This window comes from Vallitalea pronyensis (assembly GCF_018141445.1).
Classification (GTDB): domain Bacteria; phylum Bacillota; class Clostridia; order Lachnospirales; family Vallitaleaceae; genus Vallitalea; species Vallitalea pronyensis.
The window spans coordinates 4150586-4172218 of record NZ_CP058649.1; the positions used below are offsets into that span (position 1 = coordinate 4150586).

The following is a 21633-nucleotide window of genomic DNA, read 5'->3' on the forward strand; positions in this document are numbered from 1 at the left end:
TATTCGTACAACCTCTTATATTCTACGATTATTTTTTAAATTTATGCCTATTATTTTCATCGATTAATGGAAGCTTTGTTACACATACCTATAATTATATGTATCCCTAGTAGCTTGTCTCTCATAGAAATGTACACTTTAAAGTATTGACAAAATGAGGTTGTAAAATTCCTTATATGTTATTGGTAATATTGGGTTTTAGATTGACATCACCAGTGACCTGTTATGTATTGTTTCTAAATTTATCCAATGTATAACTTCTATACAATAAAAAAGCAGCAAGTTTTACCTCACTGCTTTTCACATAGCTTATTTATTAATAACCATTAATATACTCGAGTAAATCATTGTCTTTATCTAAGAAAATGGTGGTATCCCGCATGTCTGTATAGATGTTCATTCTTTGAATAAACTTGTAAAAACTAAGGTCTTTTTTTAGTGATTCTTGGTAAATCTTAATGGCTTCTGCATCCGCTTCGGCTTTTGTTAAGGCCGCTACTTCAACAGCCGTTGCAATGATTTCTTTTCTTTGACGATCGGTTGAAGCTTTTGCTTTTTGATATGCTGAATCACCTTCGGCAATGTATTTTTCACTTTCTTTTTCAATCTGCTTAGACATCTTTGCTTCTATACTGGGCACATTATCTTGTGGAAACGTCTTTCTATTTACCCCAACGTCTGTTACATAGATTCCAAAATCCTTTAATAGCTGCGTATTTAACCCTTGTAATTTTTCATCAATGTGTTGTTCAAGTACTTCATTTTGAAAGAAATCGTTAAATACAAGTTGGTTAGCAGATTGAATAACAACAGGATATAGTCTTTTATCCATGATGGGATTAGCTCTGCTTACTGCAATAACAGCTTGATTAAACTTTGCAGGGTCAATAATACGATATTGTGCATACATCTGAATATCAAGGGACCTATTATCTTTGGTATTTATTTTTTCTTGTCTGGATTTATAGGTCAAATACTTGGCATCATATTTGATTACTTCTTGGAATAGTGGTATTTTAAAATGCAAACCTTTTGATGCCTCAATGGTAACAGAATCATTTTTATTAAGCTTAAGATTTTCGGCTACATCAGTCTTATCTGATGAGTTGATGATGACCGTTTTAATTTTTCCTAACTGTTTTACCACTGCAACTTCATCTTCATATATAATATAAGCAGATGAGCTAATACCGATAATCGCTAAAAATAATACAACTAACATAACAATATGCTTTTTCTTCATCATCCACACCCCCTAATTATCTTTCTCTGTGACTTGTTGTTTAATGACATCTTCATTTTCCAGATTAAAGAATTTATAGATATCGGACTCGTTAGTAAGATCCAATACAATGTTATTTTGGGTAACAAAATTCTGCATGGCTTCAATATAGTATTTTTCTTTAACGATTTCTGGATTCGTTAAATACTCATCGTATAATGCATCATATTGAGCAACAGCTGCTTTTGCATTTGCAATCACTTCAGCTCTATAACCAAAAGCTTCTTGTTCAATTTTTTGAGCTTCTGCTTGCGCTTGAGGGATAATGGTATTATTATACTTTTCTGCTTCTTCTAATTTACCTTTCATGTATTGGTTTGCATTCTCTTTTTGTCGATATGCTTCATCAACAGCTGGTAACAACTCAACATTTTGAGTTTTAACCGTGGTAATAAGTATTCCTGCTCCATAATTTTCAAGCTTTTTCTGTATTTCTGGTAAGATAGCATTATCTATCATTTCTTTATTTGTTCTTGCATCATCTAATGTAAATGTTTGATAACTATTACGAACAGCATCTTCTAGAGCTAACCGCAATGTTCCTTCTACATCATCCACATTAAAAAGGTAATCCCTTGGGTCATCAATTTTATATTGCACAATAAGACTTAACATAATTAAAGATGCATTGTTATTCGCACCATCAACGATGACTTTTGCCTCATCATTGGATGTGGTATACTCAGGATTTGTATTACTTGTTCCTTGTAAAGCGGTTTTGAACCCATACTCCATCTCAAATACCTTTTCAGTAGGTACTTTTCTGACAGTATCGGCTATAGGCACTTTAAAATTCAGACCTGCGCTTGTTACCACCTTAGATACTTGACCAAAACGTAAGACAACAGCATTTTCTCTACTATCAACCATATAAAAACTGTTCAATCCAATGAATGCTACTAATAAAACAATAATGATAACTACGACATATTTCTTAGCTCCTTTTTTGAACTTATTAAAATTAACATCTATCACATCTTCGCGTTTTTGATTATTAAATTGATCGTTCATATGTTGCTCCCTCCTTTATGGAAATGATAATATTATAACATAAGTTCCATTTTTATTTATGAACAAACTGTTAAATTTATCTTTTTGACAAAAACCATTTAACACCATTATGCACAATGCATTGTTTAAACTCTTTAACAATAATTTAATTTAGCATATTGCACAATATTTATGATTAGATGATGCCCATTGAACAAAAACAGCCAGCATACTGCTGTATGCTGGCTATGTATTATCTTGTAACATATACATCTATCTATAGCATGCTATGTTAAGCTATATTAGCTTATTTGATAACTCTTACCTTAACAACACCTTCAATAGCTTTTAATTCGTTAACAATATCATCCGTAATGGTACTTTCCACATCAATTAAGGTGTAAGCCCAATCTTTCTTACTTTTATTAATCATATCCGCTATATTAATGTTCTTATCTGCAAGAGCCTTGGTAATGTTACTTACCATGTAAGGTACGTTCTTGTGGTTAACTGCTATTCTACCTGTAGCATGGCATACCCCCATATCACATGCTGGATAGTTAACCGAATTGGTTATATTACCGTTGTCCATATAATCCATTAATTGCCTAACAGCCATAACTGCACAATTCACTTCTGATTCAGGTGTGGAAGCACCTAAATGAGGGATACAGATCACATTAGACATATGGAGTGTTTTTTCATTAGGAAAGTCCGTGACATATCTTGCAACTTTACCTGATGCTAACGCTTCTGCTAAATCATCCTCATGACATAGTCCTGCTCGAGAAAAGTTCAAGATACGTACTTGATCTTTCATACATTCAATCTTTTCTTTATTAATCATACCTTTAGTGGCATCGATTAAAGGCACATGCAATGTTACATAATCTGCCTGAGCCAATAGATCCTCTAGGCTATCTGATTTTCGAATGGAACGGCTTAGATTCCATGCTGAATCAATGGATATGAATGGGTCGTAACCTAATACTTTCATACCCAAGGACTTAGCCACGTTAGCCACCAATACACCAATGGCTCCAAGGCCAATAACACCCAGTGTTTTGCCTTTGATTTCTGGGCCTGCAAAATTTGATTTGCCTGCTTCTACCATCTTAGGTACTTCATCGCCCTTTTCACATAACGTATCTGCCCATTTGACAGCACCTACAATATCCCTGGACGCAAGAAGTAAACCTGCTATAACCAGTTCTTTTACACCGTTTGCATTAGCACCTGGCGTATTGAAGACAACAACACCTTTTTCAGAGCATTTGTCTATTGGTATGTTGTTGACACCTGCACCTGCACGTCCAACAGCATCTAATGTATCTGGTAAATCCATATCATGCATCTTATAACTTCTAAGCAGTATACCGTCTACGTTCTCTTCATCGACTAGTTGATAATTATCCTCCATTAAGTTAAGACCCTCTGCAGCAATTTTGTTTAGCGTCTTTATCTTAAACAACTTGACTCATCCTTTCTGAAACTGTTGCTAAAGATACCGCTTAGAATTGATGATCAACAATAACACTTCTGTTCTTAGGGTACCTTTAGTTATTCGGCATGCTCCGCTTCAAATTCCTTCATAAATTCTACTAACTTTTTAACACCTTCAACTGGCATAGCGTTATAGATACTTGCACGCATGCCACCAACTGAACGGTGACCTTTTAAGTTAACAAAATCACGCTTAGCAGCTTCTGCAATAAACTTTGCATTGAGTTCATCTGTAGGTAGTACGAAAGGGATGTTCATAAGAGAACGGTCTTCTTTCACAACTGTACCTTTGAACAGTTTGCTGCTATCGAAATAGTCATATAGAAGTGAAGCTTTTTCTTCATTTCTTGCTTGGATAGCTTTTACGCCACCCATATCTTTAATCCACTTGAATACAAGACCTGCTATATAGATACTATAAGTAGGTGGTGTATTAAACATAGAACCTTTGTCTGCATGTGTTTTGTAGTTTAACATGGTTGGTGTTATGTCCATAGCGTTTCCAATTAAGTCTTCACGAATGATCACGATGGTTACACCTGCTGGTCCCATGTTTTTCTGAGCACCTGCGAATATGACACCGTACTTGGATACATCCATCTCTTCTGATAAAATATTAGAAGACATATCTGCTACAATCGGTACGTCGCCTGTGTCTGGTAATGCATTCATTTTCGTGCCATAAATCGTATTGTTACTTGCAATGTAAAAATAATCAGCATCTGGTGTAAATGTACTTTTATCAAGCTTTGGAATATAATTATATGTCTGATCTTCTGATGATGCCAATACATTTACTTGACCATATTTTTTAGCTTCAGCAATGGCTTTCTTAGTCCATGCACCTGTGTTAACGAAATCTGCTTTATTGGAGCCATTCATTAAATTAAGTGGTATCATAGCAAATTGGGTTGATGCTCCACCTTGTAGGAATAGCACCTTGTAGTTATCAGGAATGGCCATGATTTCTCTTAGAGTGGCTTCTGTGGTATCAATAATCTCTTGATAAGCCTTTGAGCGATGGCTCATCTCCATAACGGACATGCCTGTATCACCGTAGCTTGTCATTTCTTTTGATGCTTGTTCCAGTACTTCTAAAGGTAACATAGATGGTCCTGCTGAAAAATTATAAACTCTCTTCATTATCTCATCACTCCAGACTCATTTTTTTATATGAACTTTCCACCATCTAAAAGCCTAGCTTGTTAGCTATGGAAAATCATATGCTTATTCATGTCTTTGCAAGACAGACACTTTTTTCTTACTTTCAACAAAATATTCATATAATTCAGCATAACAAGTGTTTTTGCATATGCAGCCTCAAATAAAAAGCCCATCTATCACAAGTTAGCCTAAAAAATAGTTATCCAATATAGGTCATACACTTTAATTTAGTATGTTAAATCGTTAAATATACTATATTACAAATAGCAACACCCGTCAACTATAAAAATAATCATAAGTAGAATTTCTTTGCATTGTTAATTAATCATTCCCATTTTATTAAAAAAAGAAAAGAAAGTTCATGTTTACATTCTTTCAAACTATAGTAAAAGAATGCATGCTTTTTATAATTGAAAGAAGATATACAGCTATTAAGTATGTCTATTACAAAGCTTAATCATGCATATCTTCTGTCCATGAAATATAGTGTCTAACATATGTTATTACCACATAAATATTCTGCTTAAGTTTAACGGTCTATCCATGAGAAGAGAGATTATAAGCTATTCTACCATAACGTTATCAATGGGTTTTCCTGGTGCAACCATTGGAAATACCTTGTCATCTTTATCAATCATACAATTGATGATAACAGGTCTGATTTCATCTAAGGCTTTTTTGAGGACTTCTTCCACTTCATCTTTTGTTGTAATGTCAAAACCAACAGCTCCCATGGATTCCGCAAGTTTGACATAATCAAGGTCTTGATTAAGTGTTGTAAAAGAATATCTTTCATCATAGAATAATGTCTGCCATTGTCTAACCATCCCTAATACACCATTGTTAATAACAAATACGATAACTTTAATGTTATGGCGTACAGCTGTCAATAATTCATTGAAGTTCATACGAAAACTTCCATCCCCAGCAATGTTAATAACTGTGGTATCTGGATTACCTACTTTTGCACCAATACAAGCTCCAAAGCCATAACCCATTGTTCCAAGTCCGCCAGATGTTAAGAATTTTTTTGGCTCACTAAACTTATAAAACTGTCCAGCCCACATCTGATGCTGACCAACTTCTGTGGTGATAATTGCTTCGCCTTTTGTCAATTCATCAATCTTTTCTATAGCGTATTGTGCGCTTAATCCGTCACCTGAATATTTAAGAGGGTATTTGTCTTTGATCTCACCTATTTCTGCTAACCACTCCTTATGGTCTTGTTGATCAAGACGTTCATTCAGAACGCGTAATACCTTTTTAATATCACCAATGACAGCATGATGACTTATTATATTTTTGTTAACCTCAGCTGGGTCAACGTCTATCTGAAGCACTGTAGCCCCATTGGCAAACTTATCTGCTTTACCAATAACACGGTCACTGAACCTCGCACCTACAACAATCAGCAAGTCACAATTCGTTACACCGATATTACTTGCTTTGGAACCGTGCATACCAACCATACCTGTATAGAGCTCATCTCTTCCAGGATAGCCGCCTATCCCCATTAAACTACATGTGACAGGTGCATGCACCTTTTTAGCAAAGCTTTCTAACTCTGTAGCAGCATCTGAAATGACAACGCCACCACCTGCATAGATATAGGGTTTTTTAGATGCTTTAATACGTGCTATGGCCTCTTTTATAGAATCCTCTGTAATGTGCTTAGAACATCTTTTTACTTCTTTTGGTACTGCAGCCTCATAATCAACTTTATTAATGGTCACATCTTTTGGGATATCAATGAGTACAGGTCCGGGTCGACCTTCCTTAGCGATATAAAAAGCCTCTCGCATAATATCCGCTAATTCATTGACATCTTTTACAATGTAATTGTGCTTCGTTATGGGCATGGTCACGCCTGTAATATCCACCTCTTGGAAACTATCTCTTCCTAATAAGGATACGGGTACATTCCCTGTTATGGCAACCATAGGCACAGAATCCATATAGGCTGTGGCTATACCTGTTACCAAATTCGTTGCACCTGGTCCTGATGTGGCAATCACAACACCTACTTTGCCTGTTGAACGGGCATAACCATCTGCTGCATGAGCCGCACCTTGTTCATGGGAGGTGAGTATATGGGTAATGCTATCCGCATTCTTATAAATTTCATCATATATATTGAGAACAGCTCCACCTGGATAACCAAATACCGTATCCACTTGGTGCTCTTTTAAACATTCAATGACAATTTCTGCTCCTGATAATATCATGTATGTCATCTCCTTTCTATTCTAAAACAGCTCCTGTACTAGCTGATGTGACCAATTTAGCATATCGTGCTAGATAGCCTTTCTTAATCTTAGGTTCTTTTGGCACAAAAACCTGTCGACGTGCTTCTAGTGTCTCGTCGGATACATCTAATTCTATTTTTCCTGAGCTGATATCAATGGCAATGGTATCGCCTTCTTCAACAAGACCAATATTACCGCCATTTGCTGCTTCTGGTGAGACGTGGCCGATAGCTGCACCTCGTGTCGCTCCACTGAATCGTCCATCGGTTATGAGAGCAACTTCTTTGTCAAGTCCCATACCTGCAAGAGCTGATGTAGGTGATAACATCTCACGCATACCTGGTCCACCCTTAGGCCCTTCATAGCGAATGACTACCACATCTCCACTATGAATATCCCCTTGGTAGATGGCTTTAATGGCATCGTCTTCTGAGTCAAATACTCTCGCTGGTCCACTATGCTGTAACATCTCTTTTGCTACAGCAGATTTTTTCACAACACAGCCGTCAGGTGCAATGTTACCTTTTAACACAGCAATACCACCTGTAGGACTATAAGGTTCATGGACTGGCCGAATAACTTGCTCATTTTTATTAACAGCTTTTGCAATGTTTTCTCCTACTGTTTTACCTGTTACAGTCATGAGATCTGTATAGAGTAAATCTTCCTTACCAAGTTCCTTCATGACAGCTTGCACACCACCTGCAAAATACAAATCTTGAACATGATAAGGTCCAGCAGGACTTAATTTACATAGGTTAGGTGTCTTACCACTTATATCATTGGCAATATCTAAGTTCAGCTCAACTTCTGCTTCATGAGCAATCGCTGGTAAATGAAGCATACTATTGGTACTGCATCCTAATGCCATATCTACTGTAAGGGCATTATGAAATGCCTTATCATTCATAATATCTCTAGGTTTAATATCCTTTTCCAACATTTTCATAACTGCCATACCTGCATATTTTGCCAGTCGAATCCGTTCAGAGAATACGGCTGGTATGGTGCCGTTTCCAGGAAGACCAAGACCCAATACTTCTGTTAAGCAGTTCATACTATTGGCAGTAAACATCCCAGAACAAGAACCACAACTTGGACAAGCATTATTTTCACATTCACTCACTTGTTCCTCAGTCATTTTTCCTACCTTGTGGGAACCAACTGCTTCAAAGACGCTGTTAAGATCTAGGTCTGTTCCGTTCTTATTAATGGACAACATAGGTCCACCACTGACAACAACCGTTGGTAAGTTCAACCGAGCTGCGGCCATGAGCATACCCGGCACAATCTTATCACAGTTGGGCACCATGACTAATGCATCAAAACCATGAGCCATTGCCATAGCTTCAATGGAATCAGCGATCAGTTCTCTTGTGACTAATGAGTAGTGCATGCCCACATGCCCCATGGCAATACCATCACATACACCAATAGCTGGAAATGTTATAGGGGTTCCTCCTGACATGAGGACGCCCGTCTTGACTGCATCCACAATGGTGTCAAGATGTACATGACCCGGTACAACATCATTTTGCGAATTCACAATACCTATTAACGGTTGTTTAATTTCTTCATCGGTATACCCCATTGCTTTAAATAAGGAACGATGTGGCGCTCTTTCAATACCTTTCTTTACACGATCACTTCTCATATCTATCACCTACTTTTATAATTTACCTACAATTAAACGACCCATTTCTTTTGTCCCAACTAATGTCATGCCTTTACTCATAATGTCGCCAGTACGGTAACCATCTTCTAATACTTCTTCCACTGCCTTTTCAATTGCTAGGGCTTCTTCCTCAAGATCAAAAGAATATCGCAACATCATGGCAAGGGATGTGATGGTTGCAATAGGATTGGCTTTATCCATACCTGCAATGTCTGGAGCTGAGCCATGAATAGGTTCATACATGCCAAGTTTGGACTCCCCAAGGCTGGCAGATGGCAGCATACCAATTGATCCTGTAATCATACTTGCTTCATCGGATAAAATATCACCAAACATATTACCTGTAAGAATCACATCAAATTGTTTAGGATTAATGACTAACTGCATTGCACCATTATCCACATACAGATGTTCCACCGTTACTTCCTTATAATCCTTAGCCACTTCTTCAACAACGGCTCGCCATAACCTTGAATTTTCAAGGACATTGGCTTTATCAATACTGGTTACTTTTTTATTTCGCTTCATAGCAATGTCAAAAGCAACCTTAGCTATACGCTTAACTTCATCAACGCTATACATCATGGTATCATAGGCTTCTTCACCATTAGGGCCATGATCTCTACCCCGCTTACCAAAATAGATCCCACCTGTAAGCTCTCTTACAACTACCAAATCAAGACCATCATCACCGATAATTTCTTCTTTTAATGGACATGCATCACGAAGCTGCTTGAACATGGTAGCCGGTCTAATATTTGCAAATAATCCCAAAGCACTTCTAAGTCCTAATAGGGCCTTTTCAGGTCTCTGATCACCGCCTAAATGATCCCATTTGGGTCCACCAACAGCACCTAGAAGTACCGAATCACTTTCTTTACACACTTTTATTGTGGCTTCTGGTAAGGGTTCGCCAACTGCATCAATAGCAGCACCACCTGCTAATACTTCTGTATAGTCAAATGTATGTCCGTACTTTTCACCAATTTTATCAAGCACCAACTTAGCTTGTTCTACAATATCTGGTCCGATTCCATCGCCTGGAATTACCGCTATAGTATAGTTCATGAATCTTCATTCCTTTCTTACTGTATGAAGTTAGAGGATGGCCAGGTATGACCACACTCTAAGGTGTATATCTTTTGAAGATATACCAATCCTGAATCAGTATATCTTCAAGTACATTTTATCTATTCTATTGGTTTTTAATATAATTAATTAAACCATCTGCTTTTATAATGTCTTGCATAAAACCTGGGAAAGCCTCACCTTGATAGCTCTTTCCTTTCGTGACATTGGTAATCATGCCTGTATCAAAGTCCACTTCCACTTGATCCCCAGCATCGATGCCTTTTACCGCTTCATCACATTCTAAAATAGGTAGACCAATATTAATGGCATTTCTATAAAAAATTCTAGCGAAGGTACTTGCGATTACACATGATACCCCTGCGGTCTTAATGGATAATGGTGCATGCTCTCTTGATGAACCACAACCAAAATTCTTATTGGCAACGATAATATCACCGTCTTTTACGTTCTTCACAAAATCTCCGTCAATATCTTCCATACAATGAGCCGCTAATTCCTTAGGGTCAGATGTATTGAGATACCTTGCTGGAATGATAACATCTGTATCCACGTTATCGCCATATTTAAAAACCTTACCATTTGCTTTCATTCTATCACCTCACGTCCAATATTCTATAATTCTTCAGGTCCTGCAATGCGTCCAAGTATAGCTGACGCAGCAGCAACAACTGGGCTTGCAAGATACACTTCCGATTCTACATGGCCCATACGACCTACAAAGTTACGATTTGTTGTAGCAACGGCTCTTTCACCAGCAGCAAGAATACCCATATGTCCTCCTAGACATGGTCCACACGTTGGTGTACTGACAAGAGCACCTGCTTCAATGAATATGCGCAGTAAGCCTTCATCCATGGCTTGGAGATATATTTTTTGAGTAGCTGGGAATACGATGGTTCGAATACCCTTCTTAACTTTTCTTCCTTTTAATAGAGCGGCTGCTGCACGTAAATCTTCAATTCGACCATTGGTACATGAACCAATAACCACTTGATCAATCTTCACATCACCCACTTCATCAATGGTACGTGTGTTATCTGGAAGATGTGGGAATGCCACTGTTGGTCGAAGTTCATCTAATTTGATCTCATATACCTGATCATATTCCGCATCTTCACCTGCTTCATATAGGGTATATGGCTTCTCTGAATGTTCTTTTACGTAAGCAAGTGTCTTATCATCCACAGGGAATATACCGTTTTTTCCACCAGCCTCAATGGCCATGTTTGCCATAGAGAAACGATCATCCATGGATAGATGGTCAAGACCATCACCAACAAATTCCATGGACTTATACAATGCACCGTCTACACCTATTAAACCGATAATATGTAAGATAATATCCTTACCACTTACCCATTTAGCCGGTTTACCTGTTAAAACGAATTTAAGTGCTGATGGTACTTTGAACCAGCATTTGCCAGTAGCCATACCAGCCGCCATATCTGTACTGCCAATACCTGTAGAAAAGGCTCCTAATGCCCCATAAGTACAGGTGTGGGAATCCGCACCGATAACCACATGACCTGGTACAACCAATCCTTTTTCTGGAATGAGGGCATGTTCAATACCCATCTCGCCCACTTCAAAATAATTTTCAACTTCTTTTTCAAGGGCAAACTCTCTTACACACTTACACTGCTCCGCAGCTTTAATATCCTTATTAGGTGTAAAGTGGTCCGGAACAATGGCCACTTTACTCTTATCAAACACTTTATCCACACCTATTTTCTTAAACTCATTGATGGCAACAGGTGTTGTAATATCATTACCTAAAACTAAATCAAGATCCGCTTGAATTAACTGCCCTGCCTTTACTTCTTCAAGCCCTGCATGTGCAGCTAATATCTTTTGGGTCATCGTCATTCCCATGCTAAGTCCTCCTAACTCTTACTACCTAAATAAATGCTTTTATTTTCTTCTCTAACTCTCTTATTAACTTAACCTCTATAGCATCAATTAATGCAATGAGACTTGCATCAATAATATCCGTTGATACACCCACGGTACTCCACTGGTCTTTACCATCTGTTGATGTAATGAGCACACGTACCTTGGCTGCTGTTGCTTCTTTCGTATCTAATACACGGACCTTATAATCTGTAAGATGCACTGCTGCCAGTTCAGGGTAAAACATCTCCAAAGCCTCTCTAAGGGCTTTGTCCAGTGCATTGACTGGTCCGTCTCCCTCTGCTGCTGTCATCTTCACATTACCATCCACTTTAACCTTCACCATGGCATAAGCACTAAACTCTTCATCTAAATTAGGTTTTTCGCCTATAATTTTAAAATTCTCCAATTCAAAGAATGGTTTATACTTACCAAGATTCTTACGAATAATCAACTCAAATGTACTCTCAGCACCTTCGAATTGGTAACCTTCGTGTTCCAGTTCTTTTAATCGATCCATGATCTGAATGGTTTCTTGTGAATCCTTCTGAACATGAGGCGCTACCTTCTGTATTTTCTTTAAGATCGTACTTCGACCAGCAACCTCTGACATAAGGAATCGTCTTTCATTACCTACACGTTCAGGATCAATGTGTTCAAAAGACTTGGAAGACTTATTCACGCCATCGATGTGCATACCGCCTTTATGGGTAAATGCCGCCCTGCCTACATAAGGTTCTTTATCATCCAGAGGCACATTGGCAATTTCGGCTACTTGTCTGGCCGTACTTGTTAATAGCTCTAGATTCTCATCTGGAATACATGTATAGTCGTTTTTGATTTGCAGATTGGCAATAATGGTTGTTAGATTGGCATTACCACATCGTTCTCCAAAACCTATATACGTACCTTGAACTTGTTTGACACCTGCTATGACAGATATAATGGAATTGGCTACCGCCATGCCACCATCATTATGGCAATGGATACCGATATCTTGTTGAAATTCGCTCATAACAACTTTCGTAATCTCTTCCATATCCCCTGGCATACAGCCTCCATTGGTATCACATAGCACCAAGCTATCTGCACCGCCATCCACTGCTGCTTGCAAGCTTTTTAGGGCATAGTCTGGATTGGCCTTGTAACCATCAAAGAAATGCTCTGCATCGAATACAACTTCCTTGTTATGACTTTTGAAGAACTGAATCGTCTCCTCAATCATTTTAAGATTTTCTTCTAAACTGGTATGGATAATATCTGTTACATGAAAGTCCCAGCTTTTACCGAAGATTGCAACAACTGGTGTTCTAGCAAGTAACAGCGATTTCACATTTGCATCGTCTTCAGGTGCGATGTCACGTCTTCTTGTACTTCCAAATGCTGTTAATTTGGCATGTTTTAACGTTAATGTTTGGACACGATCAAAAAATTCTAAGTCCTTTGGATTGGAACCAGGGTTACCTGCTTCTATATAAGAAACCCCTAATTCATCTAAGGCTTTTACAATCTTTATTTTATCCTCCACGGAAAATGAAATACCTTCAGCTTGAGCACCATCCCTTAGAGTGGAATCGTATATATACACATTATTACCCACTGATGTTCCCTCCTTACCTTACTCTTAGCTAAGCCTCATTCAATCCTTAATGCTTTATTTATATGCATGGCATATCTGGATTAGGCTATCTATTGAATAGGAGAATATAATAGGCTAAGCTAACTACTATATTCTCCATAATCCTAGCATCATCATGAACTAAAATGCCAATTACTTCATCCAGCTCATCATTTTACGCAGTTCTTTTCCAACCTTCTCGATTTGATGCTCTGATTCCATTCTTCTTCTTGCACCGAATGCTGGACGATTAGCTTTATTCTCTAAGATCCAGTTTCTTGCAAAGGTTCCATCTTGAATCTCTGATAATACTTTCTTCATTTCAGCTTTTGTGTCATCTGTGATAATACGCTTACCGATAGAATAGTCACCGTACTCTGCTGTATCACTGATGGAATAACGCATGTAAGACAAACCACCTTGGTTGATTAAGTCAACGATTAACTTCATCTCATGGAGACACTCAAAATATGCACTTTCTGGTTGATATCCTGCTTCAACAAGGGTTTCAAAACCAGCTTTAATTAATTCGGATACACCACCACATAATACCGCTTGCTCACCAAATAAGTCTGTTTCTGTTTCTTCTTTAAAAGTAGTTTCTAGAATACCAGCTCTTGCACCGCCAATACCTGCCGCATAAGCAAGGGCTAACGCTTCTGCACCTGTAGCATCTTGGTATACCGCAATTAGACATGGCACGCCTTTACCTTCTTCATACTGTGTTCTAACGGTATGTCCTGGTCCTTTTGGCGCTACCATAAACACGTTTACATCTGCTGGTGGTACAATCTGTCCATAATGTATGTTAAAACCATGTGCAAACACAAGGGAATTACCTGCTTCTAAGTTTGGCTCAATACTTTCTTTGTAGAGATTAGCTTGCTTCTCATCATTAACGAGAATCATGATGATATCTGCTGCTTTAGCTGCATCGGCTGCTACTGCTACTTTTAAGCCTGCATCTTCTGCTAACTTCCATGATTTACTTCCTTCATATAAACCAACGATAACGTTGACACCTGATTCATGTAAATTAAGGGCATGTGCATGACCTTGACTACCGTATCCAATTACTGCTACTGTTTTTCCTTCTAATAAAGCTAAGTTACAATCACTTTCATAAAACATTTTTGCCATTTCATTATCCTCCTAAATTCATTTTCTACAACTTATTATTTTTCATATTCTATACATAACTGCTTATTACCTATTTCATTTTCCTATAATATGCTGATTATAGTTCTACATTACCTCGTTCAAGAGCCGTTAGCCCCGTACGAACAATCTCTTTGACCCCATAAGGTTTCACCAAATCTAAAAATGCTTCAACTTTTGTTTGATCGCCTGTTATTTCTACACCTAATGTTTCGCTGGATACATCAATAATCTTAGCTCTAAATATATCTGCAATTTCAATGATGGAAGCCCTTTGATCACCTGTATTAATCTTAACCAATGCCAACTCACGATATACTGAAGATTCTGGTGCCAACTCCTTTATATGTATGACATCAACTAGTTTATTCAGTTGTTTTGTTATCTGTTCAATAATAAGGTCATCACCTCTTGTCACAATGGTCATACGTGAATACTGAGGATTCTCTGTCACACCTACGGAAAGACTATCGATATTGTAACCTCTTCGACTAAACAATCCAGCGACTCGGCTAAGAACCCCCGAATGGTTAGTCACCAAAACTGATAATACGTGTCTGTTCATAAATATTCCTCCTTCCGATTTTCTAATACACTTCATTGATTTTTTATTTGATTAACGTGATAAACTATCAGATTAGAGAAGTTCACTTCTCCATGAAAGTTATGGGGGTATCTGTTTCATGACAACACCTAAATTTTTAAATGTATATATAAAAACGCCCCTACAGATATAAAAACTGTAGGGACGAGGATACCACGCGTTACCACCCTAATTGCCTTAAAGAAAGGCCTCTCAAAGTCAGGTTCTATTAAACCCTAGCCTATAACGGGACTCCCCGATAATCACTTACTTTATTCAGTGATACTGCTCAGGAGTGATCAATCATATAGCCGCAGTACTGATTTTCACCAACCATCAGCTCTCTAAAACTACTTATGCCTATCATTTCTCTCCATCACTGCATTTGTCAGACAATTGAATTTTTAATTGATAGTATTATATCAAGATACAGCATAGATGTCAAGGTTAATTTAAATGTTTTTTTGTATTTTTATACCATCTAGTGAATATTTATATAATACACCAATTAGACAAGCTATTATTGATTCTTTTGCACAATAAGGTATGGTTTGTTTCTGGATAATGGATGTATATTTTGAGTGTATAAATGGTTTTATACATGTATATTAGTTTTGTGTGGGGTAGAAATTATTGGTTTAATTGTTTATAAGAGGTGAACGGATGGCTTTTGGGGGCATACTAAATCACCCATCATAACAACTTAGCAAAATCGGAAATGTTTTTTCTTATTTATATGCTATCCTATTACTAGCAGAAAAGCTTCCATGGATGATTTTGCAGAAGGAGTGTAGTTATGAACTATTTAGACATGATTCAGAACAGCATTAACTATATCGAGATTAATCTAAAAACAGAATTATCAGCGAGTGAGTTAGCACGGGCTACTGGATTTTCTTTATTCCATTATTATCGTTTGTTTCAGAGTGTAACAGGCATACCTGTTATGCATTATATATTAAAAAGAAAGCTTACTCATGCCATTTATGACATTAGTCTTGGTCAGAAAATGATTGATGTTGCTCTCAGCTATGGATTTGAAACGCATTCCGGTTTTTTCAAAGCTTTTAAACGTGAGTATAACTGTTCTCCAACGGAATATCTTAAAACTTATAAAGCGGTTAAACCGTATAAAATCAACTTAATTCGGGAGGAATGCATTATGATATCACATAGAAAAATAAAAAAGATATTAAAAAATTGGGATATAAAAGAACCTGTAACTATTCACAGCTTTTATAATGAATCAAGTGGACATAAATTGGAGAATACATGGGTTGTTAATCATGATTATTTTATGAAAGTTGGTACTAACATCATAGGTTTAAAACAGCATATAGCCTTGTCAAAATCATTTAAAAAAGAAGGATTAGAAAGTGCTATTCCAGTACCTACAATAGATAATGAAGAGTATGTTGTTGATGGTGATTTATATTATTTCTTAACGTATCGAGTACAAGGAGAGTGTATAAAATCAGATGAAATCTATAAAGAAGATAGTCGATTAACAGCAAGATATATTGGAGAGATAATTGGTCAACTACATGTAATTCTAGAAAAGCATGATAAAGAATTTGTTTGCAATGAACCTAATCTCTATGAAAGCGTTAAAAATTGGGCAATACCAGAAGCAAAAAAATATACGAGACTCCCAAATAGCTTTTATGAAGAGTATCTTGAAAATTTTAGTAAATTCTATCCCTATTTGCCAAGACATATTATTCATCGTGACCCTAATCCTAGTAATATTATGATGAAAGATGGTAGACTGGTAGGATTTATTGATTTTGAATTATCAGAACGAAATATTAGGATTTTTGATCCTTGCTATGCAGCAACATCAATACTATCAGAAAGTTTTATAGAAAATGACGATGAAAAGCTTAGAAAATGGCTAAAAATCTTTAAACATATCATAATGGGATATGATAGTATATGTAAGTTATCTAAGGAAGAAAAACTTGCAATACCTTATATTATCTATTCTATTCAATTGCTTTGTATAGCATATTTTAATAGCCATAATAAATTTGGTGAACTTGCTAGAGTTAATAGCGAAATGCTTTGTTGGCTATACAACAATAAAGAATTACTAATTATTAAATAATATGTGTGTTATTTTCTGATTCAATAATTTTTATGCTATAATATTTTTAAAGTGTTTTTGGCTATCTTATACCTTATAGCGTTATGATGCATATTTAGTAGGAGGGTACATAGCATGTTTAATTTAAGCTCCATATACAGTCCTATAACTTCACAATACCCTAATCCAGGTGATAAATATGTGCCGTGTGATGCATTAAAGCCTTATATTGCTTCATTTTGGGGTACGGAATGTCCAGAATCGGATATACCAAATGAAGGCTCCCCTATTTTGGTTATTCCTGATACTTGTGTCGATATTATTTTTGTCATGGATCATAGAACGAATAGCTTTAGTGGTCACTATAGCGGCATTAACGATAGGCCGTTTATGACAAGCCCTGTAGTTGAGACCACACGTGTTTCTTATTTTGCAATTCGATTTTATTTTTGGGGAATACATGTGTTCAGTGATTACCATATGAGGGATAGCTTAAATACATTTGAGGATTCAAACGTTTATTTTAATGGATGGGACAGCTTTTTTAAAAATCTGCTTATCCAGACAAGTTTAATAGAAGAAAGAATACCCATAGCTGAGAGATTTCTTCTTTCAAAACTTAATATACATAAGAAAAATGATCATGTTTTAAATGCCACATATTGTATCTTAAATTCAAAAGGTACGAAACATATAAAAGAAGTATGTGCCTACACTGCCATAAGTCAAAGACAACTAGAGCGGTTATTTTTGGAGTATATCGGCATTTCAATGAAAAAAGTTTCTAATTTAGTACGTTATCAAAACCTTTGGCAAGATATAGCATTTTCGCCACATTATAATATACTAGATTTTGTAGACAAATATAGCTTTACAGACCAATCTCACTTACTCAACGCATTCAAAAAATATCATGGTGTTACACCTAATCAAGCTAAAAAAATAATGTTTGAATAGCCATCCTTTTCATGTCGATTTTTTGCAAGACGACTTATATAAATCTTTATATTATAGAGTTACAATATATTTACATTAGCTGATGCAATAGAATATTGACTTAAAATGAAAGGGGTGTTATAGGCTATTTTCCAAATATAAAACGTAATACACAATTAATAACAAATAGTGATATAATTTTGAGGAGGACTATGATGAAAATAAATTTACAAGCATATTTAAAAGGAAGTATTGAAGCCGTAGAACATTATCAAAAGGCTTTTAGCGCAACACTTGGTTACCATGTTAAAAATGAAGATAATACCTATATGCATGCTGAGATTACATTAGATGGACAAACTATTATATCCATAAGCGAGTCAGATGAATGGGCTATTTCGGGAAAAAATATGCAGTTTTGGTTAACATTTGGTGATGATAATGAAGACGCCTTAAAAAAAGCATATGATATTCTAAAAGAAGATGGTCAAATCCTTTATCCAGTAGGTCCAAGTGATTGGAGCAAATGTATGGCTGATGTTATCGATAAATTTGGTGTTCGTTGGTATCTTTGTGTGTAGAACATATAAGTGTTTTATAGACTTGAAAATGTGTCCCTAACCCGTATGCAATCCTTTCTAAAAACTATTCTATAATATATTTACAACTGCTTCTTGTAAAAACTTATAGAAAGCAGTGATCATATTTAACGAATGAGCACTGCTTCTTTTAGTTTGCCTTTAGGTCATCAGCAATCTTCTTAATACCTTTACGAACTACATCCGAACGGTTACTTTTAAGTTTTTTAACACATTCGTCAAGGATATCCATTGTATCTTGATCTACTCTAATTTGTAGTTTTATATTCTTAGGTTTTTCTGAAGGAGGACGACCCATTTTCTTTGGCGACATTATTTCACCTCACTTTATGCCAGTACAATAATATTATATATTTGTCATGACAAAAAGTCAATGTATTTTTGGTTTTATCATTTATTAAGTCTCCCAAAATATCTTTTAACATAATACGAACTCAATCTAGGTCATCTCATCAGTTATTCTCTTTTTAAAATAGTTTATACATCTATAATAACTATCCTAAAAAAGGTACCATATCCAATAGGATATGATACCTCGTTAACATAAAAATTCCATGCTTATACATTTAATATAATTCCAGTTCAAATGATAGTTAAGCTAAATGTTCTTCCGTTCTATTCTTTGACTGTATTTTAATCAATTCTTTACTGATAGCTTTTTGTGGACATGCCTCAATACAATCCTGACACCTTATGCATTCAGGGTTATTTGGTGTTTTATGCACTTCAATATTTATTTTACAGCTTCTAGTACAAATATTACAATGGGTACACTTACTGAGATTTACTTTAAGCTTATAGAAACTGATGGGGTTAAATAAGGAATAAAGTGCTCCTAATGGACATACATATCTGCAAAATGGCCTAAATATCAACACTGAAACTATAAGAAAGATGATAAGTATCGCTAATTTCCACCCAAATAAAAACCCTAATCCTTCTCTTAGAGTTTCATTAAAAATGACTAAAGGCACTCCTCCTTCTAGCGTTCCTGCCGGACATATGTATTTACAAAAATAAGGATCACTTATCCCCAGTTCGTCTTGAAAAATAAAGGGTAGTAATAATACAAAAATAATGAGTATAGCATACTTAAGATATTTTAAAATGCTATTTACCCGCTTACTAACTGATATTTTAAAGATTGGTATTTTATATAGTAAATCCTGTAATAATCCGAAAGGACACAGCCACCCACAAATAAACCGACCAAATACAACACCAATTAAAAGCACGAATCCCATCACATACATTGAAAAACTATACCTGATGCTCCCTATGACTGATTGCATGGCTCCTATGGGACACGACCCTAACGCTCCTGGACAAGAATAACAGTTTAATCCTGGTACACACAACTTCTTCAAACTTCCTGTATATATCTTGCCACCAGTAAAACCTTTTAAATATGCATTTGTAACGAAAGCCCATATAAATTGTACCGAATGCCTTAATTTATGATGACTAACCAATACCTATACACTCCAAACAAATGTTAATAGCCTTTTTAAGCACTGTTCTTACTTCTCCCCTTATATACCCTAGAACTATGAAGCTAATGCTTAAACCCAAAATTCCATACCTCATTATTTTTTCTTTCATGTTCTTCTCTCCTCTTGCCTAGCTTTTAAACTCTCCGTACTTTATTCCAATGATTCCATAAGCTCCATTATGATCTCTTGATATTCTTCTTTGGTTCTTGAACCTGTAACAATCTTACCAACAATCTTACCTTCACTATCAACAAATAATGATGTAGGGTATCCTGCTATGCTTCCAATCAAGCTGCTTTTTATTGTTTCATCAGGAATAACATTAATAAACTTTACACCTTTGGTTTCAATGATTTTTTTAGCTGCTGCTTCATTATCCTCATCAGGGGTATCCCCTATTATGCCAAAAACACCAAATCCTTGTTCATTAAGCTCTTCATGAAGTTTTTGAAGATCAGGCATTTCCCTTATACATGGTCCACAAAATGTTGCCCATATATTGACCATTGTTACTTTATTCTCTTTGAAAACCTCACTACTATCGATCTCTTCATCCTCTAAATTCTTTAATGTGAACTTAAGTTTTTTTAAGCTGCTAATAGCTTCTTGTGGTGTAATGGGTTCGAAAGTAGTCGTTGATTTCTTAACATTTTCAATATCATCATATAAAGCTTTGTACATGGTCTTGGATTCATCGGATAAGTCATTATCATCATATTCATCGTAGCAGAAGTAAATGACATACTTATCATATTCTGCAAGCTTTTCATTATGTTTTTTCTCAGTATGCTCCGCGATCTTATCTTCTTCTGGCATTTTGTCCGCTCTAAATATAACATAGCTAAATAAAGGTTTTATTTTAGAAAATATCGCTTCATATCTTTTTCTTCTTTCCTTTTCATCTTTCACATTATCTTTAACGTCATAGTACTCTTCAAGAAGTTCGTTGGATAAAACACTATAATCTAAACCATTGAATATGGGTTCATCTTCATTTTCTAAATCACCTATTAAACTTCTGCTGATATTATCATCGTAATCTTTCCATACGCCATCAACTTTAAATTCAACACCCATGTCATTATACTTCTTATATCCTAGTTCTTTCTTCTCTTCTTCACTTAATGTCTCCTTAGCACCACATCCAATAACGGTTAAGGCAAGCAATGCTGACAATAAAAATGCCAATAATTTTTTCATAATAGATTAGCTCCTTTACTGATATTCTTTTTGAATAACTAAAAATGATTATCCTTATATGTCTATTGCTGTTTTTTGAGTAATATTACTTTATTTTTGAATTTTATTATGAATAATT

Annotated in this window: 19 protein-coding genes and 1 other annotated feature; of the genes, 3 read left to right on the top strand and 16 right to left on the bottom strand. The window is 36.0% G+C overall.

The window, feature by feature from the left end; all coding sequences use genetic code 11:
* Positions 1-316: 316 nt before the first annotated feature.
* The 12 genes from HZI73_RS17380 to ilvN all read right to left on the bottom strand — a co-directional run bounded on the left by HZI73_RS17380 (position 317) and on the right by ilvN (position 15183).
* On the bottom strand, positions 317-1246 hold the full coding sequence (locus tag HZI73_RS17380; protein ID WP_212694642.1) for an SPFH domain-containing protein: 930 nt from the start codon (positions 1244-1246) through the stop codon (positions 317-319).
* A 9-nt stretch (positions 1247-1255) separates the two neighbouring features.
* The gene (hflK, locus tag HZI73_RS17385) at positions 1256-2293 is read right to left on the bottom strand and encodes an FtsH protease activity modulator HflK (protein ID WP_212694643.1); all 1038 of its coding nucleotides are present in this window, start codon (positions 2291-2293) and stop codon (positions 1256-1258) included.
* Positions 2294-2579: 286 nt separating this feature from the next.
* Positions 2580-3743, bottom strand: coding sequence for a phosphoglycerate dehydrogenase (locus HZI73_RS17390; protein WP_212694644.1), 1164 nt, complete (start codon positions 3741-3743; stop codon positions 2580-2582).
* Between the two features lie 89 nt (positions 3744-3832).
* Positions 3833-4918 carry a 3-phosphoserine/phosphohydroxythreonine transaminase gene (serC, locus tag HZI73_RS17395; RefSeq protein ID WP_212694645.1) on the bottom strand — a complete coding sequence of 362 codons (1086 nt, stop codon included), beginning with the start codon at positions 4916-4918 and terminating at the stop codon, positions 3833-3835.
* Between the two features lie 584 nt (positions 4919-5502).
* Entirely contained in the window at positions 5503-7164 is a 1662-nt protein-coding gene (ilvB, locus tag HZI73_RS17400; protein ID WP_212694646.1) for a biosynthetic-type acetolactate synthase large subunit, read from the bottom strand.
* Between the two features lie 16 nt (positions 7165-7180).
* A complete protein-coding gene (gene ilvD, locus HZI73_RS17405) occupies positions 7181-8839 on the bottom strand; it encodes a dihydroxy-acid dehydratase (protein WP_212694647.1) in 1659 nt (552 codons plus the stop codon).
* 15 nt (positions 8840-8854) lie between these two features.
* On the bottom strand, positions 8855-9928 hold the full coding sequence (gene leuB, locus HZI73_RS17410) for a 3-isopropylmalate dehydrogenase (RefSeq protein ID WP_212694648.1): 1074 nt from the start codon (positions 9926-9928) through the stop codon (positions 8855-8857).
* Positions 9929-10055: 127 nt separating this feature from the next.
* Positions 10056-10541 (bottom strand): 3-isopropylmalate dehydratase small subunit, encoded by a 486-nt coding sequence (gene leuD / locus HZI73_RS17415; protein ID WP_212694649.1) that lies wholly within the window; start codon positions 10539-10541, stop codon positions 10056-10058.
* 23 nt (positions 10542-10564) lie between these two features.
* A complete protein-coding gene (gene leuC, locus HZI73_RS17420) occupies positions 10565-11824 on the bottom strand; it encodes a 3-isopropylmalate dehydratase large subunit (protein ID WP_212694650.1) in 1260 nt (419 codons plus the stop codon).
* Between the two features lie 25 nt (positions 11825-11849).
* On the bottom strand, positions 11850-13442 hold the full coding sequence (gene cimA, locus HZI73_RS17425) for a citramalate synthase (protein ID WP_212694651.1): 1593 nt from the start codon (positions 13440-13442) through the stop codon (positions 11850-11852).
* 171 nt (positions 13443-13613) lie between these two features.
* Positions 13614-14600, bottom strand: a complete 987-nt coding sequence (gene ilvC, locus HZI73_RS17430; protein ID WP_212694652.1) for a ketol-acid reductoisomerase — start codon at positions 14598-14600, stop codon at positions 13614-13616.
* 97 nt (positions 14601-14697) lie between these two features.
* Positions 14698-15183, bottom strand: coding sequence for an acetolactate synthase small subunit (gene ilvN, locus HZI73_RS17435; protein ID WP_212694653.1), 486 nt, complete (start codon positions 15181-15183; stop codon positions 14698-14700).
* A gap of 176 nt (positions 15184-15359) precedes the next feature.
* Positions 15360-15590: a binding site (T-box leader), on the bottom strand.
* Between the two features lie 407 nt (positions 15591-15997).
* On the opposite strand from ilvN, the gene HZI73_RS17440 reads away from it, so the two are divergent.
* From HZI73_RS17440 to HZI73_RS17450, 3 genes are all read left to right on the top strand, one after another.
* Complete coding sequence (locus HZI73_RS17440) at positions 15998-17308, top strand: helix-turn-helix domain-containing protein (protein ID WP_212694654.1); 1311 nt, start codon at positions 15998-16000, stop codon at positions 17306-17308.
* 114 nt (positions 17309-17422) lie between these two features.
* The gene (locus tag HZI73_RS17445) at positions 17423-18244 is read left to right on the top strand and encodes a helix-turn-helix domain-containing protein (protein WP_212694655.1); all 822 of its coding nucleotides are present in this window, start codon (positions 17423-17425) and stop codon (positions 18242-18244) included.
* A 191-nt stretch (positions 18245-18435) separates the two neighbouring features.
* On the top strand, positions 18436-18804 hold the full coding sequence (locus HZI73_RS17450; protein ID WP_246552198.1) for a VOC family protein: 369 nt from the start codon (positions 18436-18438) through the stop codon (positions 18802-18804).
* Between the two features lie 148 nt (positions 18805-18952).
* Here the strand turns inward: HZI73_RS17450 and HZI73_RS17455 are convergent, their stop codons facing one another.
* From HZI73_RS17455 to HZI73_RS17470, 4 genes are all read right to left on the bottom strand, one after another.
* Entirely contained in the window at positions 18953-19135 is a 183-nt protein-coding gene (locus tag HZI73_RS17455; RefSeq protein WP_212694657.1) for a ribbon-helix-helix protein, CopG family, read from the bottom strand.
* Positions 19136-19415: 280 nt separating this feature from the next.
* On the bottom strand, positions 19416-20114 hold the full coding sequence (locus tag HZI73_RS17460; RefSeq protein WP_330619572.1) for a 4Fe-4S binding protein: 699 nt from the start codon (positions 20112-20114) through the stop codon (positions 19416-19418).
* A gap of 172 nt (positions 20115-20286) precedes the next feature.
* Entirely contained in the window at positions 20287-20424 is a 138-nt protein-coding gene (locus tag HZI73_RS17465; RefSeq protein ID WP_212694659.1) for a CD1871A family CXXC motif-containing protein, read from the bottom strand.
* Between the two features lie 41 nt (positions 20425-20465).
* On the bottom strand, positions 20466-21515 hold the full coding sequence (locus HZI73_RS17470) for a TlpA family protein disulfide reductase (protein WP_212694660.1): 1050 nt from the start codon (positions 21513-21515) through the stop codon (positions 20466-20468).
* Positions 21516-21633: the final 118 nt, after the last annotated feature.